The sequence below is a fragment of the Chryseobacterium sp. WLY505 genome, assembly GCF_030846215.1.
GTDB lineage: Bacteria > Bacteroidota > Bacteroidia > Flavobacteriales > Weeksellaceae > Chryseobacterium.
Genome location: NZ_JAVCWI010000004.1, coordinates 239,890 through 254,191 on the forward strand (window position 1 = coordinate 239,890; position 14,302 = coordinate 254,191).

Below are 14,302 nucleotides of genomic sequence, written 5' to 3' on the forward strand. Positions count from 1 at the left end.
TTTATCTTATAGTTTCTTTTTGTAGCTTAATAATTTGTTCTGCAAGTTCGATACCGATTTTCTCCTGCGCATCTACTGTATTGCCGCCTACGTGAGGGGAAAGTGATAATGCAGGGTTCATCAGTAAAGGCAGTTCCGGGTTGGGTTCGTTTTCAAAAACATCCAGTGCCGCTCCGGCTACTTTTCCTGACTCGATAAAATCGATAAGGGTCACTTCGTTGATGACACCTCCTCTTGCAGTATTTACAATATAGACCCCATCTTTCATTTTCTCAAACTGAGGGGTGTCTATAATATACTCATTCGTTTTCGGCGTATTGATACTGATGAAATCTGCATCTTTAAGGAATGCATCCATATCATTGGTGGAAGTGATTTCAAAGTTCACAGACTGTCCGTTGAAGAAGTTCAGCGTAAGAACTTCTGTCTTCGGGCTTCTTGTAAGAACGGTTACATTCATTCCTAAAGCAATTCCAATCTTTATAACTTCCTGACCAATGCTTCCAAAGCCGATTACTCCCAATGTTTTTCCTGAAAGTTCATACGCATTGCTGAATGACTTTTTCATGGCGTTGAAATGAGTTTCTCCTTCCAGAGGCATCAATCTGTTCGATTCGTGAAGGAATCTTGCCAATGAAATAAAGTGTCCGAAAACCAGTTCTGCAACTGATTTTGAAGATGCTGTAGGCGTATTGATGACTTTGATGCCTTTACTTTTGGCATATTCTACATCAATATTGTCCATTCCGATACCGCCTCTTCCGATAACCTTAAGGCCCGGGCATGCATCAATCAGATCCTGTCTTACTTTCGTTGCACTTCTTACCAGAAGAACGTCCACATTATTATCGTTGATAAAATTAATAACGTGATCCTGAGCCACTCTATTGTCCAGAATTTCAATTCCGGCTTCTTTTAGAGTATTTTCTCCTGCTTTTGAAATTCCGTCGTTTGCTAAAACTTTCATGAGTTATTGTATGATGTTAGATTGAAGATGTCAGAGGTTAGATTTTGAGTTCTGTTATCTGACATCTTTTGTCTGATATCCTTTTATTTTTCGGTCGCCTAATATAAGCTATTTTATTGACTTCATTACATCCACCAAAACCTGTACACTTTCGATAGGTAAGGCATTGTATAAACTAGCTCTGTATCCGCCCAGGCTTCTGTGTCCGTTTAACCCGCTGATTCCTGCTGCTTTCCATGCATTGTCGAACTCTTCTTTCTTGCTTTCGTCTGTAATTTTAAAGGAAACATTCATGAGTGAACGGTCTTCTTTTACACAGAAAGTTTCGAATAACGGATTGCTGTCGATTTCGTCGTATAAAAGCTTAGCTTTAGCTTCGTTTCTTTGTTCTGCAGCAGCAATACCTCCGTTTCTTTCAAGATACTGAAGGGTAAGCAAAGAAGCGTATACAGGAAATACCGGTGGTGTATTGTACATAGATTCTTTAGCAATGTGCTGAGAATAATCCAGGATAGAGAACATGTTTTCTCTTCCTGTTTTACCAAGGATTTCTTTTTTGATGACCACTAGAGTAACACCAGCAGGTCCCATATTTTTCTGAGCTCCGGCATAGATAAGGTCAAATTTAGAGAAATCAAGTTGTCTTGAGAAAATATCAGAACTCATATCACATACCATCAGTGTATCCACTTCAGGGAAAGATTTCATTTGAGTTCCATAAATGGTGTTGTTGGAAGTACAGTGGAAATAATCGTATTCTGCACCTACCGTATAATCTTTAGGAATAAAAGAATAGTTTTCTTCTTTTGAAGAACCTACTACATCCACTGTTCCTACTTTTTTTGCTTCTTTAATAGCTCCGGCTGCCCATGTTCCTGTATCCAGGTAAGCTGCTTTTCCTCCTACTTTCATCAGGTTGTAAGGAACCATTGCAAACTGCAGGCTGGCACCACCACCTAAATAAAGTACTTCATAATCATCACCAAGATTCATCAATCTTTTTACAATGGCACGCGCTTCGTCCATTACCGCAACGAAATCCTTACTTCTGTGAGAAATTTCAAGAAGAGACAATCCAATACCGTTAAAATCAAGGATAGCCTGTGCTGATTTTTCAAATACCTCCTGTGGTAAAATACATGGTCCTGCGCTGAAGTTGTGCTTTTTGTTCATATTTTTATTTTTTGGGTGCTTTGGGAATGAATATCCTTCTGCTTTATTTTGATTTAATTGGATTTTGGGTTAAAAAAACCGCCTCACAGATGATGAGACGGAATTTTTTATTCGCCGTGTAAGAATGCTTTTTTATTAAGAAGAGCTTCTTCAGATTCTACATGATCTTCATCCGGCACACAGCAGTCTACAGGGCATACCGCTGCACACTGAGGTTCTTCGTGGAATCCTTTACATTCTGTACATTTATCTGTTACAATGAAGTACACATCATCACTTACAGGTTCCTGTGGTGAATTGGCATCTACAGTAAGTCCCGACGGCATCGTAATTGTACCTTGAAGAGCCGTACCGTCAGAAGCTTTCCAATCTACAGCTCCTTCATATATTGCATTGTTTGGGCATTCCGGTTCGCAAGCCCCACAGTTAATGCATTCATCAGTTATTTTAATAGCCATCGCTAATTTTTTTTAAATTTGCACAAAATTACAAAATTTTACCCAATTTTAAAGTAATTATGAATACCGAAAATCAAGTTTTAGGACTTATTAAATTAAGTGGTTATATAAAAGCGTTTTTAGCGAAGAAACCGGAAGATCACAATGAAGATGATTCTGATATTGAATTATTATTAAAAAGATCAGAAATAGAAAATCCATGGTTTACTATTGATAATCAGAAATTTGCTTTGCAGCAATGGACAGATCTTCTGACTGAAGAAAACATCAAAAACTGGCTTGGAAATTATTCAATCTCTAAAGTTTCTAAAAGAGTTGGACTTATTTTAGCTGGAAATATTCCTTTGGTAGGGTTTCATGATGTCATGTCTGTTGTTTTAAGCAATCACATTCCTGTCATTAAGCTGTCTTCAAAGGATAAGTACGTGATTCCGTTTTTATTAAAGAAGTGGAATGAGTTTTCCAATGAGAATGTAGCGTTTGAATTTGTTGAAAAATTAGAAAATTTTGATGCCGTTATTGCTACAGGAAGTAATAATACAGCAAGATATCTGGAATATTATTTTAAAAATCATTTAAATATTATCCGTAAGAACAGAACTTCTGTTGCAGTGTTGAAAGGGGATGAAACGAATGAGGAACTGCAGCTTCTGGCAAAAGACATCTTCCAGTATTTTGGATTAGGATGCAGAAATGTGACGAGAATTTTCATTCCGCAGGATTTTGTAATTGACAGGTTGTTTGAAAACTTCTTAGGCTTTCAGGATATTATCAATCATAATAAATATGCGAATAATTATGATTATAACAGAGCGGTTTATCTTTTAAATCAGGATAAATTCTGGGATAATAATTTTGTAATGCTGAAAGAGGATGACAAACTCTTCAGTCCGCTTTCTGTAATCAATTTCAGCAGATATGAATCGTTGGATGAAGTGAAAAGTTTTATCGCAGAAAATGAAGAAAATATTCAGTGTGTAGTAGCAAAGGAAGAGCTGGAACTGAATGCTATTTCTTTTGGTGAAGCTCAAAATCCAGGCCTTGATACGTATGCAGATAATGTAGATACAATGAAATTTTTAGAACTGGTCTGATTTTCGTATCTTCCATCACTTATTTCACCAGAACAAAAATGAATATTATGAAAAAATTATTGCTGGGACTTGCTCTTGTGGGCGGACAGCTGATTTTTGCACAGAAGATAACAGGTGCAAAGGTTGAAAACAGTCCCAAAAAAGAACAGCAGGCCAGTATAAGTAAGGAGAAGGTTAGTGTATACAATGATAACTTCCTTAAGTTTGTTGAGGCTTTGCAGGCTTCTGACCGTACAGCCATTAATGGATTGCTTTCTGATAAGGTAAAGGAAATTGTTACGGATGATGTGCTTAAAAAGGTCAAAGCCGGCATTGATCCCAATAAAAAGCTTGAAATTTTAAAAGCGGGGTATTATAAAACGATGGACGGTACTAATCATCCAAGTATTAAATATAAGTATGCAGGAGAATCATCTTCGAAAGAGGCCATTACAGCAGTATTTGAAGATGATGGAAAAATCCTGGGTGTTTTGCCTGCGAAATAGATGAAATTGTTTTCGATTAACTAAAAAAATATTAACTATGATGACAGATGTTTTAGTCGCTCATTCTTCGGACGTGGAGAAGGCGAATTTTTACAAGAAGACGTATTTGCATGTTGCTTTATCGATTCTTGCATTTATTGGAGTTGAAACGATACTATTAAAAACTGTTCCGGTAGAATTAATTGCCATGATGTTCGGTCAAAGATACATCTGGCTGCTGATTATCGGGGTTTTCTGGTTGGCTTCTGTTTTAGCTTCCAAGTGGTCACTTTCACAGAGTAAATCTACCCAATATATGGGATTAGGTTTTTATATTTTACTGGAAGCGATTATCTTCTTACCACTTCTTTTTATTGCAACCGGAATTGAAGGCGGAGCTAACATAATTTTTCAGGCTGCTACATTAACGGTTGCTATGTTTGCAGGTATTTCTGCGGTAGCATTCACTTCTAAAAGAGATTTTTCCTTCCTGAGAAACTTCATTGTAATCGGTGGATTTATTTCCATAGGACTGATTGTAGCGGGAATGATCTTCGGTTTTAACCTTGGATTGTGGTTCTCGGTAGGTATGGTGCTTTTAGCATCTGTTACTATTCTTTATCAGACAAGTAAATTAAAAGATTCATTTGGAACTAATCAGTATGTAGGAGCGGCATTACAGCTTTTTGCTTCGATTATGCTTTTATTCTGGTATATTCTGAGTATTTTGATGAATAGAAGAAGCTAATTGATAAGTTGTCTTAGCTTTAAAATATAGTCCCGGTGATTCTTCATCGGGATTTTTTTATTATTTAAATGCAAAATTTAAACACAAATGTCACTAATGATTTCACGGATAACACGAATTCAATAGGAATGGTTTTAGTTTGTTTTTAACCACAGATTTCACAGGTTGGCACGGATGATTGCGTGTAATTTATTTGTGTTACTTGTGGTTTAAAAAAATTAAACACAAATGTCACTAATGTTTTCACGAATAACACGAATTCAATAATATCAATAGGAATGGGCCTTAGCCCATTTTATATTTTATGGTTACCTTTCAAGGGCTTCAGCCGAAACTTATAAGTATCCCACGGATTCCAGAGATTAAAACAGATAATTGTGTGTAATTTATTTGTGTTATTTGTGATGGAATATTTGTGTTACTTGTGGTTAAAAAAAATTAAACACAAACGTCACTAATGATTTCACGAATAACACGAATTCAATAATATCAATAGGAATGGGCTTTAGCTCATTTTATATTTTATGGTTACGTTTCAAGGGCTTTAGCCGAAACTTATAAGTATACCACGGATTCCAGAGATTGACACAGATGATTGTGTGTAATTTATTTGTGTTATTTGTGATGGAATATTTGTGTTACTTGTGGTTTTTAAAAAATTAAACACAAATGTCACTAATGTTTTCACGAATAAACACAATTTAATAATATCAATTAGGAAACGGGCTTTAGCCCGTTTATTTTAAATGAATCTTTTCCAATGGCTTTAGCCGAAACTTATATGTATCCCACTGATTCCACAGATTGACACGGATGATTGCGTATATTTTTTTTTAAAAACGAATTTTAATATTTGTGAAATTTGTGAAAAACATTTGTGTTACTTGTGGTTTTTACAATTAAACACAAATGCCACTAATGATTTCACGAATAACACGAATTCAATAATATCAATAGGAACGGGCTTTAGCCCGTTTATTTTAAATGAATCTTTTCCAATGGCTTTAGCCGAAATTTATATGTATCCCACTGATTCCACAGATTGACACGGATGATTGCGTATATTTTTTTTTTAAACGAATTTTAATATTTGTGAAATTTTTGAAAAACATTTGTGTTATTAGTGTTTTAAACCAAAAACCAAAAAAATCCTGATGAAAATATCACCGGGATTTTAATGGGTTATCCTTTACAATTTTTCATACAACTTCCAGCCTCATGTGACCGGTTAAAGTCCTTTGAAGTACATTTTAAGTTGAAAGAAAAGATTCTTAAAGAATAGAAAAAAGTATAGTAATGAGGAAAACCTCGGGTATTGTATAGTTTGTGTTTTTACATTCTTTTGGTTAAAAATAACCGAAAGAATTTATTTGTCAATTGATCCTAAAACCTTCTGAGCAAAAGAGTTTAAAGCATCTTTCTCGCTCATTCCGTTTTGTACATTAGCGTGAACTTCCAGAGCTCCACAGATGTTGGTGATCAATTCTCCTGCAACATTCAGATCTTCTTCACTTGTTCCTCTGAATTCGCAGAAGCTTTCCAGTACTTCTAAAGTCTTTTCAAGATTTTCAGGAGTCTGATTCTGATAAAACTGTCTGATTACGGGTAATTTCATTATGCTAATTCATTAAAAAGGTTAATTAAACTTTCTGCCTGGTTAGATTGAACCTGGTTGACCAATTCTCCGTTTTTAAAGATGGCGAAAGTCGGTAAGTTATCTACTTTTGCTAATTTTCTGCTTTCAGGAAGCTTTTCAGCATCAACATATAAAAATGGAATAGAATCATTTTCAGAGGCTAATTTTTTGAATTTCGGCTTCATGATTCTGCAGTTTCCGCACCATGTTGCGCCATATTGAACCACTACTTTTTCATTGTCGTTCACTATATTTTGTAATGTATCTTCGGTTAATTCTGTGTACATGATTGTAATTTGAAATTTGTTAATTTGAAAATGTGTCAATGCTTTGTAAAAAGAAAATGAGATAATTTTTGATAATTCTCCAATTATCTCATTTTCAAATTAACACATTATATTAGTTCTTCGCTAAGTATTCTGCTGTAGAAGTTCTGTCAGCTTTCATAGCATCTTTTCCTTCTTCCCAGTTTGCAGGGCATACTTCACCGTGCTTTTGTACGTGGGTGTAAGCGTCGATTAATCTTAAGAATTCTTTTACGTTTCTTCCCAGAGGCATATCGTTTACCGCTTCGTGGAAGATTTTTCCAGTTTCGTCGATAAGGTAAGTTGCTCTGTAAGTTACGTTAGAACCTGTGAAAACTTCATTTCCATCTTCGTCATATTCGAAGTCCTGATCAACAATTCCCAATGTGTTAGCCAATTGTCTGTGAGTATCAGCTAAAAGTGGGTAAGTTACTCCTTCAATTCCTCCGTTATCTTTTGGTGTGTTCAACCAAGCGAAGTGTACTTCGTTAGTATCACAAGATGCACCGATTACTTTAGTGTTTCTTTTTTCGAATTCACCTAAAGCCTCCTGGAAAGCGTGAAGCTCAGTAGGGCATACGAAAGTGAAATCTTTAGGGTACCAGAATAAAAGAACTTTTTGCTGGTTGTTTACTGCTTCATCAAGGATGTTGATTCTTAAATCGTCACCCATTTCAGACATTGCGTCAATTGTTAAATTTGGGAATTTTTTTCCTACTAAAGACATAATTTTTCTGTTTTTATATTTAAATTTCTTATGCAAATATATGAAAGATTCATCTATCGAACAAACTAAAATCGATAAATAAAATCTATAATTGTTTTTGGTGTGTTGTTAAATAAAAAAGCCCTGATATCAGGGCTTTTTGTTTATTTTAATAACCAAATATTTCAGTTAAATTAAGTTTTTTTACTTCGCCTAATTTCTGCATATCGGCCTCATTCACATTGTCTTGAGAAGCCACAAGGCAGTAGGTGTAGTTCTTGTTTTTCATTTCCTTATCATGGAATGAGTTGATGTCTGTGAAAGACAGTTTTGGTGCCTGTTCGTAAACATTTTTTCTCATATCAAAGTTGTTTCCAAGCTTTTGAGATTTCAGATAAGAGAAGATGATTCCATCCTGAGTAATTCTTTCAGAAGCAATTGATTTTTTCAATCCGCTTTTCGCTGTTTCGAATAACTGCTCAGATTTCGGAAGAGTAGTCAAAAGCTCATTCATAGCTGTTGTAGACTCATTGAATTTGTCTGCCTGCGTTCCTACATAAGCCATCACCATGTCTTTGTCTGTTTTCTTACTTGGAAGGGCAAAATAAGAATAGGTAGAATAAGCCAGTGCTTTTGATTCTCTGATCGTCTGGAATACAATAGATCCCATTCCGCCTCCGAAATAGTTGTTGAATAAACTTACCGTCGGAGTAGTGGATGCATTGTACGGATCAGAATTTCTTACCCAGAATACTTCTGCCTGTACCATATCATAATGAGCAAATAAAACCTTGTTTTTATCAGTTGGAATCTGAGCGAAAGTTTTAGACTTAGGAAGATCTTTCAGGGTGGCAGGAAGTTTGTGGACAGGTTTCAAAGCTGCTACCACATCATTTCCTGATTTTGGTCCATAATACAATACTTTGTGCTTGAAATTGAACAAATCATGAAGAACATTAATTAAGTCTTCTGCTTTTAATGCATCAAGTTCAGCATCGCTTAGTACGTTGTTGAAAGGATTCTGAGGGCCATATTGAGCATAACTTCTCAACCCGGACATGATGACTCCTTTATTCTGTTTTGCGTTCGCTCTGGCTTTCTTCAACCTAACTTTGTAAGCATCAAGAGCAGCCTGGTCTGCCTGGCAGTTTTTGATTAAATCTTCAAATAAAGAAATGGTTTTATCAAAGTTTTCATTCAGACCTTCCAGTGACACGTAAGTTTCTTCGTTTCCTGCACTTACATTGAAGCTTGAAGCAAGTTTGTAGAATTCCTTACTGATGATTTCAGAAGATTTGTCTTTCGTTCCTAAATACTGAAGATATTCTGCTGCCAATGGAAGGATTTTGTTGTTCCATTTTCCTGAATCAAAGTGATAATACATTCTGAATAAAGCATTGTCCGTATTTTTTACAGAAAGTACATCTACAGCAGCTAATTTGTTTTTAGCGATGTCTTTGTCATAATTCAACCATACCGGAGCGATAGGGTTTTCAGGCATTTCATCAATCTTCTTAAGGAAAGGAGACTGGTCTTCTCTGTTCACGGAAACCGGTGTAATAGTTGGTTTGTCAACTTTTACAATGCTCTTGTCTTCTCCTTTTCTTTTGTAAACGGCAACGTAGTTATTGTTCTGAAGATATTTGGATACAAAATCCATGATATCTTTTTTCGTCAGTTTTGAAATTTCGTCCACATATTCCAGCGATGTTTTGTGGTCAATATCCGAAGTGAATTCATCCATCAGGATACTTGCTCTTGACGAATATTTTTCATCTTTCTGAATAATACCTTTCTTCTCGTTGTTGACGATAGACTGGATAAGATCATCAGAAAAATCACCTTTTCTTAATTTATCAATTTCCTGAAGTAGAAGGTTTTTTACTTCATCCAGAGATTGTCCTTCAGTGGGTTTACCCTGTAAAAGTAAAACGGAATAATCTTTCAATGCATAAGACCCAGCGTACGCACCCAGTAATTTCTGTTTTTTTACCAGATCAAGGTCGATTAACCCGGCTTGTCCATTAGTAAGCATATTTCCAACAAGGTTCAGCATTCTGGCATCTTTGGTAGAAGCTCCCGGAAATCTGAAACCAAGCATTACATTTTCAGGATTCGGTCCTACCACTTCTTTTACAACCGGAGCGGTAATAGGTTTTTCCTGTCCTACTTTATATTCAGGAATGGCTTTAGGCTTCATATAGGAGAACGCCTTATCAATTTTTGCAATCACTTCATCCGGATTAAAATCTCCGGACATGATGATTCCCATGTTATTCGGAACGTAATAATTGTTATAATATTCTCTGATAGCATGCAGAGAAGGGTTTTTCAGGTGTTCAATGGTTCCGATGGTGGTTTGCTTTCCATAATTGTTGTTAGGGAAAAGGTTGGCAAACATGGTATCGAAAACTTTATCTCCGTCATCATCAAGAGATCTGTTTTTTTCTTCATATACCGCTTCAAGCTCCGTGTGGAAAAGTCTCAGAACCGGTTCCCTGAATCTTTCTGCCTGTACAGCAAGGAATTTGTCAAGAACATTCGCAGGCACATCTTCCGTGTACACTGTTTGTTCAAAAGAAGTGAAGGCATTGGTACCGTCAGCTCCCATACCGGCCATCATTTTATCATATTCATTTGCGATTGCAAATTTTGCCGCTTCTCCGGAAACCCTGTCAATTTCTTTGTAGATTTCTTTTCTTTTGGCTTCATCCTTGGTTTGGTTGTACTTTTCGTAAAGAGCGTCAATCTGGTCCAAAAGAGGTTTTTCTTTTGCCCAGTCTTTAGATCCAAACTGGTTGGTTCCTTTGAAAAGCATGTGCTCCAGATAGTGGGCAAGACCTGTGTGGTCTGCAGGATCGGTTTTGCTTCCGGCTTTTGTTGCAATATACGTTTGTATTCTCGGGTCTTTATTGGTAGGACTCAGAATAACCGTTAATCCGTTTTTCAAAGTGTAATACCTTGCGGAAGTTGGGTCATTGGTTACATATTTATACTTGTAGCCATTGGAAGTAGCTTCTTTCCACTGGAAATCCTGGCCAAAAGCATATCCTGCGAAACTTGCAGCGGCAATACTTGTCGCGATGGTTAGTTTTTTTAACAGATTCATTGCTGTCGTGTTTTATTTGGGGTTATTAGTTTGTTAATTGAATTTCTCCAATAAGTCTTTAATTCGTTTCATTGCCTCTCTTAAATCTTCTTCAGAAGCGGCATAAGAGAATCTGATACATTCCGGACTTCCAAAAGAGAATCCGCCTACACATCCGACATGAGCATTTTCCAGGATGAACATGGCAAAGTCATCAGAGTTTTTAATTTCGGTACCATTAAGAGTTTTTCCGATATAATACGAAATATCCGGGAAGAAATAAAAGGCAGCCTTTGGAAGTACCACTTTGAATCCTGGGATTTCTTTGATCAGTTCGTAGACAAGATCTCTTCTTTTTTTGAAAGCATCAATCATATATCTGTATTCGGAAGGATCTGTTTTCAGGGCAACAATAGAAGCTCTCTGTGCTACGGTATTGGCTCCGCTGGTCATCTGTCCCTGTACTTTTTCACAAGCTTTTGCCAGCCACTCAGGACATGCAGAATACCCGATTCTCCATCCGGTCATCGCGAATGCTTTTGACATTCCGTTGATTACGGCTGTCTGTTCATATACTTCGGGAAACTGAGCAATTGAAGTGGTTTTCGTTTCATAATTGATATATTCGTAAATCTCATCAGAAATAATCGTTATCTGAGGGTATTTGGCAATTACTTTGGCGATTGATTTTAATTCGTCATACGTATAATATCCTCCTGACGGATTACATGGTGAGCTGAAAAGTACAGCTTTGGTTTTCTCTGTAATTGCTTCTTCAAGTTGTTCGGCAGTCACTTTGAAATCGGTAACATAAGAGGTAGGAAGCATTACAGAAGTTCCACCCATCATTTTTACCATTTCATCATAGCTTACCCAATAAGGTGCAGGAAGCAAAACTTCATCACCGTCATTGATAATAGCTGCAAGAACATTGATAATAGCCTGCTTAGCTCCATTGGAAACACAAATCTGGGTAGGTTTGTATTCCAGGTTATTATCTCTTTTTAATTTATATGCAATAGCCTCACGCAGTTCCAGGAATCCCGGAACAGGAGAATAGTGGCTGTAATTTTGATTGATGGCATCGAATGCTGCCTGTTTGATATTGTCCGGAACATCGAAATCCGGTTCGCCAAGAGTTAAGCTAATTACATCTATTCCGCTGGCTTTCATTTCTCTGGCTTTGTTAGACATTACAAATGTCTGGGAGTATCCTAATCTTTTTACTCTATCTGAAAGTTTATCCATTGTATTTTTTTGAATTTTAACAAATATATAATAAAAACGTGGTGTGTAGGTAATAAAAGTAGGGGGACTTTAAAGATTTTTGTCAGGTTTTAGTCAAATCTTCTTTTAGGTTATAAAAATCTTTTCTTTTGATGTATAAGACTGATTTTAATCTTATTTTAACAAAAAAACTTAATTCGGCGAAGAAGATATTCAATGCGGGAAATGTTGAAAATGGCACTAAATCTATTGAAAGAGATTGGAATAAATTCTTATAAGGAATGATTTTACAGCGTAGGGTTTTGTATCTTTAAACAATCTAAGATCCGTCCTATGAAATATTCCGTTTTTTTATTACTGATTTCCTGTACTGTTTTTTCTCAGAAGCAGTTAAAAGATGACGAAGTGAAAAAATATGTCTCGCAGGTGAATGAAGATTCATTAAAATCATATATCGGAAAGTTGGTGAGTTTTGAAACCCGGCATACCTTGAGTTCGATAGATGATTCTAAGCATGGAATAGGTGCAGCAAGGAATTGGGTGATCAAAAAATTCAATGATTATGCTAAAAATTCGGGTGGAAGAATGGAAGTGTATCTGCAGCACGAAGACGTTCAGCCGGATGGAAAACGAATTGACCAACCTGTAAATCTTGGAAATGCTGTTGCTTTTCTGAAAGGAACAGATCCGAATGACAAGAGAATTTTTCTGATCGGAGGACATCTGGATTCCAGGGTAACGGATGTGATGAACAGAACTTCCAAAGCGCCTGGTGCCAATGATGACGGGAGTGGAGTAAGTGCTGTGATAGAATCTGCCAGAATACTGAGCAAATCTTCGTTTCCGGCATCTATCATTTTTGTGGCCTTTTCGGGAGAAGAACAATCTTTGTTAGGCTCCAAGCAATTGGCCGGGAAAATTAAAAGAGAAAATGGACAGCTGGAAGCGGTTCTGAACAATGATATGATCGGTAATCCCAAAGCAGGAGAAACGGGAGAAATCAATACCCGTATGCTTCGTGTATTCAGCGAAGGTCTGCCTTACAAAGATCTGGATAAAAAAGCAATGACAATCAGAAATCTTGGTTTTGAAAATGATAGTGAATCCAGGCAGCTGGCTCGTTATATCAAAGAAATTACAGAACAATATGTGAAAGGATTGGAAATTAAACTGATCTATAGGAATGACAGATTTTTGCGTGGAGGAGATCATACCAGCTTTGTGAATAACGGATTTCCTTCTGTTAGACTGACTGAATATTATGAAAATTACGATCATCAGCATCAGGACATAAGAATTGAAAACAATAAGCAGTATGGTGATCTTCCCGAGTTTATAGATTTTAAATACCTGAAAAAGAATGTCGCAGCCAATGTTGCCGTGTTGGCAAGTCTTGCAAAATCTACCTCGAAACCGGAGAAAGTTGAAATGGATGTGAAAGAGCTGACAAATTCAACAACTTTACATTGGGAAAAACCAAAATCCGGAATCCCCGCAGGATATTATGTGCTGGCAAGAGAAACGGACAGTGCGGTATGGCAGAAAAAAATATTTACCACTGGACTTTCTATGAAAATTCCGCTTTCGAAAGACAATTATATTTTTGCTGTACAGAGCGTAAGCCCGTCAGGAAATCTGAGTGTCCCTGTTATACCAGGAATTGCAAAGTGATGGATTGTGCTGGAAACCAGAATTTACAGCCGGATCAGGAAAAGTAGATTTGAATACAAGAGAAATAAAACTTATTTTTGCGTTTTATAATAATTCACATGTCTGCATCGTTACTATTAAAATATTTCCCGGATCTTACTGAAAAACAGAAAGAACAGTTCGGAAAACTGGAAAATCTGTATAATGAATGGAATGAAAAGATCAATGTAATTTCCAGAAAAGATATGGAATCACTGTATGAAAAGCATATTCTGCACTCGCTGGGAATTGCAAAAGTGATGGAATTTGCACCGGGAACCAAAGTTTTGGATATTGGAACAGGAGGTGGTTTTCCAGGTATCCCTTTAGCGATCCTCTTTCCTGAGGTAGAATTTACTCTGATAGATTCTATTGGGAAGAAAATCAGTGTGGTACAGGCTGTAGCAGATGGAGTAGGATTGACCAATGTAACAGCTATCCATGGAAGAGCAGAAAAGCTTAAAGAAAAATTCCATTTTGTAGTCAGCAGAGCGGTAACTCAAATGCCGGAATTTTTAAGATGGCTGAAAGGGAAATTTGAAAAAGAACAGTTTAACCCTAAACATAACGGAATTTTATATTTGAAAGGAGGCGATCTCGCAGAAGAACTTGCCGGACTTAAATGTGAAATTTTCAATCTTAAACACTATTTTGATGAAGAGTTTTTTGATACGAAGAAAGTAGTTTATGTATCAAAAGGTAATTTTAATTCCTGATTTTTATGTAAATAAGGAATAATTTTTGCTA

The 14,302-nt window shown here is 36.5% G+C and carries 13 protein-coding genes; 5 read left to right on the plus strand and 8 right to left on the minus strand.

The window, feature by feature from the left end:
- Position 1: 1 nt before the first annotated feature.
- The 3 genes from RAH34_RS11415 to RAH34_RS11425 all read right to left on the minus strand — a co-directional run bounded on the left by RAH34_RS11415 (position 2) and on the right by RAH34_RS11425 (position 2,598).
- Positions 2 to 967: a D-2-hydroxyacid dehydrogenase gene (locus RAH34_RS11415; RefSeq protein WP_306596228.1), complete on the minus strand. Its 966-nt coding sequence runs from the start codon at positions 965 to 967 to the stop codon at positions 2 to 4.
- Positions 968 to 1,075: 108 nt separating this feature from the next.
- A complete protein-coding gene (serC, locus tag RAH34_RS11420) occupies positions 1,076 to 2,140 on the minus strand; it encodes a 3-phosphoserine/phosphohydroxythreonine transaminase (RefSeq protein WP_306596229.1) in 1,065 nt (354 codons plus the stop codon).
- Positions 2,141 to 2,247: 107 nt separating this feature from the next.
- On the minus strand, positions 2,248 to 2,598 hold the full coding sequence (locus tag RAH34_RS11425; protein WP_034698512.1) for a 4Fe-4S binding protein: 351 nt from the start codon (positions 2,596 to 2,598) through the stop codon (positions 2,248 to 2,250).
- Positions 2,599 to 2,657: 59 nt separating this feature from the next.
- On the opposite strand from RAH34_RS11425, the gene RAH34_RS11430 reads away from it, so the two are divergent.
- The 3 genes from RAH34_RS11430 to RAH34_RS11440 are packed head-to-tail and all read left to right on the plus strand — an operon-like array spanning position 2,658 to position 4,904.
- Positions 2,658 to 3,692: an acyl-CoA reductase gene (locus RAH34_RS11430; protein ID WP_306596230.1), complete on the plus strand. Its 1,035-nt coding sequence runs from the start codon at positions 2,658 to 2,660 to the stop codon at positions 3,690 to 3,692.
- Positions 3,693 to 3,739: 47 nt separating this feature from the next.
- Entirely contained in the window at positions 3,740 to 4,177 is a 438-nt protein-coding gene (locus RAH34_RS11435) for a peptidylprolyl isomerase (RefSeq protein ID WP_306596231.1), read from the plus strand.
- 37 nt (positions 4,178 to 4,214) lie between these two features.
- Positions 4,215 to 4,904 (plus strand): Bax inhibitor-1 family protein, encoded by a 690-nt coding sequence (locus RAH34_RS11440; RefSeq protein ID WP_306596232.1) that lies wholly within the window; start codon positions 4,215 to 4,217, stop codon positions 4,902 to 4,904.
- A gap of 1,366 nt (positions 4,905 to 6,270) precedes the next feature.
- Here RAH34_RS11440 and RAH34_RS11445 read toward each other — a convergent pair.
- The 5 genes from RAH34_RS11445 to RAH34_RS11465 all read right to left on the minus strand — a co-directional run bounded on the left by RAH34_RS11445 (position 6,271) and on the right by RAH34_RS11465 (position 11,887).
- A complete protein-coding gene (locus tag RAH34_RS11445; protein ID WP_002980002.1) occupies positions 6,271 to 6,519 on the minus strand; it encodes a hypothetical protein in 249 nt (82 codons plus the stop codon).
- The gene (locus tag RAH34_RS11450; RefSeq protein WP_034698499.1) at positions 6,519 to 6,827 is read right to left on the minus strand and encodes a thioredoxin family protein; all 309 of its coding nucleotides are present in this window, start codon (positions 6,825 to 6,827) and stop codon (positions 6,519 to 6,521) included. Before RAH34_RS11450 ends, RAH34_RS11445 begins: the two co-directional genes overlap by 1 nt.
- A gap of 112 nt (positions 6,828 to 6,939) precedes the next feature.
- Complete coding sequence (locus RAH34_RS11455) at positions 6,940 to 7,572, minus strand: peroxiredoxin (protein WP_034698496.1); 633 nt, start codon at positions 7,570 to 7,572, stop codon at positions 6,940 to 6,942.
- 148 nt (positions 7,573 to 7,720) lie between these two features.
- Complete coding sequence (locus tag RAH34_RS11460) at positions 7,721 to 10,660, minus strand: pitrilysin family protein (RefSeq protein WP_306596233.1); 2,940 nt, start codon at positions 10,658 to 10,660, stop codon at positions 7,721 to 7,723.
- Positions 10,661 to 10,693: 33 nt separating this feature from the next.
- Positions 10,694 to 11,887, minus strand: a complete 1,194-nt coding sequence (locus RAH34_RS11465; RefSeq protein ID WP_306596234.1) for a pyridoxal phosphate-dependent aminotransferase — start codon at positions 11,885 to 11,887, stop codon at positions 10,694 to 10,696.
- Between the two features lie 312 nt (positions 11,888 to 12,199).
- On the opposite strand from RAH34_RS11465, the gene RAH34_RS11470 reads away from it, so the two are divergent.
- The gene (locus tag RAH34_RS11470) at positions 12,200 to 13,537 is read left to right on the plus strand and encodes a M20/M25/M40 family metallo-hydrolase (RefSeq protein ID WP_306596235.1); all 1,338 of its coding nucleotides are present in this window, start codon (positions 12,200 to 12,202) and stop codon (positions 13,535 to 13,537) included.
- Positions 13,538 to 13,635: 98 nt separating this feature from the next.
- A complete protein-coding gene (gene rsmG, locus RAH34_RS11475; protein ID WP_306596236.1) occupies positions 13,636 to 14,271 on the plus strand; it encodes a 16S rRNA (guanine(527)-N(7))-methyltransferase RsmG in 636 nt (211 codons plus the stop codon).
- Positions 14,272 to 14,302: the final 31 nt, after the last annotated feature.

Coding starts and splice junctions, on each gene's coding strand:
- RAH34_RS11415 (WP_306596228.1), bottom strand. CDS start 967: ATGAAAGTTTTAGCAAACGACGGAATTTCAAAAGCAGGAGAAAATACT.
- serC (WP_306596229.1), bottom strand. CDS start 2,140: ATGAACAAAAAGCACAACTTCAGCGCAGGACCATGTATTTTACCACAG.
- RAH34_RS11425 (WP_034698512.1), bottom strand. CDS start 2,598: ATGGCTATTAAAATAACTGATGAATGCATTAACTGTGGGGCTTGCGAA.
- RAH34_RS11430 (WP_306596230.1), top strand. CDS start 2,658: ATGAATACCGAAAATCAAGTTTTAGGACTTATTAAATTAAGTGGTTAT.
- RAH34_RS11435 (WP_306596231.1), top strand. CDS start 3,740: ATGAAAAAATTATTGCTGGGACTTGCTCTTGTGGGCGGACAGCTGATT.
- RAH34_RS11440 (WP_306596232.1), top strand. CDS start 4,215: ATGATGACAGATGTTTTAGTCGCTCATTCTTCGGACGTGGAGAAGGCG.
- RAH34_RS11445 (WP_002980002.1), bottom strand. CDS start 6,519: ATGAAATTACCCGTAATCAGACAGTTTTATCAGAATCAGACTCCTGAA.
- RAH34_RS11450 (WP_034698499.1), bottom strand. CDS start 6,827: ATGTACACAGAATTAACCGAAGATACATTACAAAATATAGTGAACGAC.
- RAH34_RS11455 (WP_034698496.1), bottom strand. CDS start 7,572: ATGTCTTTAGTAGGAAAAAAATTCCCAAATTTAACAATTGACGCAATG.
- RAH34_RS11460 (WP_306596233.1), bottom strand. CDS start 10,660: ATGAATCTGTTAAAAAAACTAACCATCGCGACAAGTATTGCCGCTGCA.
- RAH34_RS11465 (WP_306596234.1), bottom strand. CDS start 11,887: ATGGATAAACTTTCAGATAGAGTAAAAAGATTAGGATACTCCCAGACA.
- RAH34_RS11470 (WP_306596235.1), top strand. CDS start 12,200: ATGAAATATTCCGTTTTTTTATTACTGATTTCCTGTACTGTTTTTTCT.
- rsmG (WP_306596236.1), top strand. CDS start 13,636: ATGTCTGCATCGTTACTATTAAAATATTTCCCGGATCTTACTGAAAAA.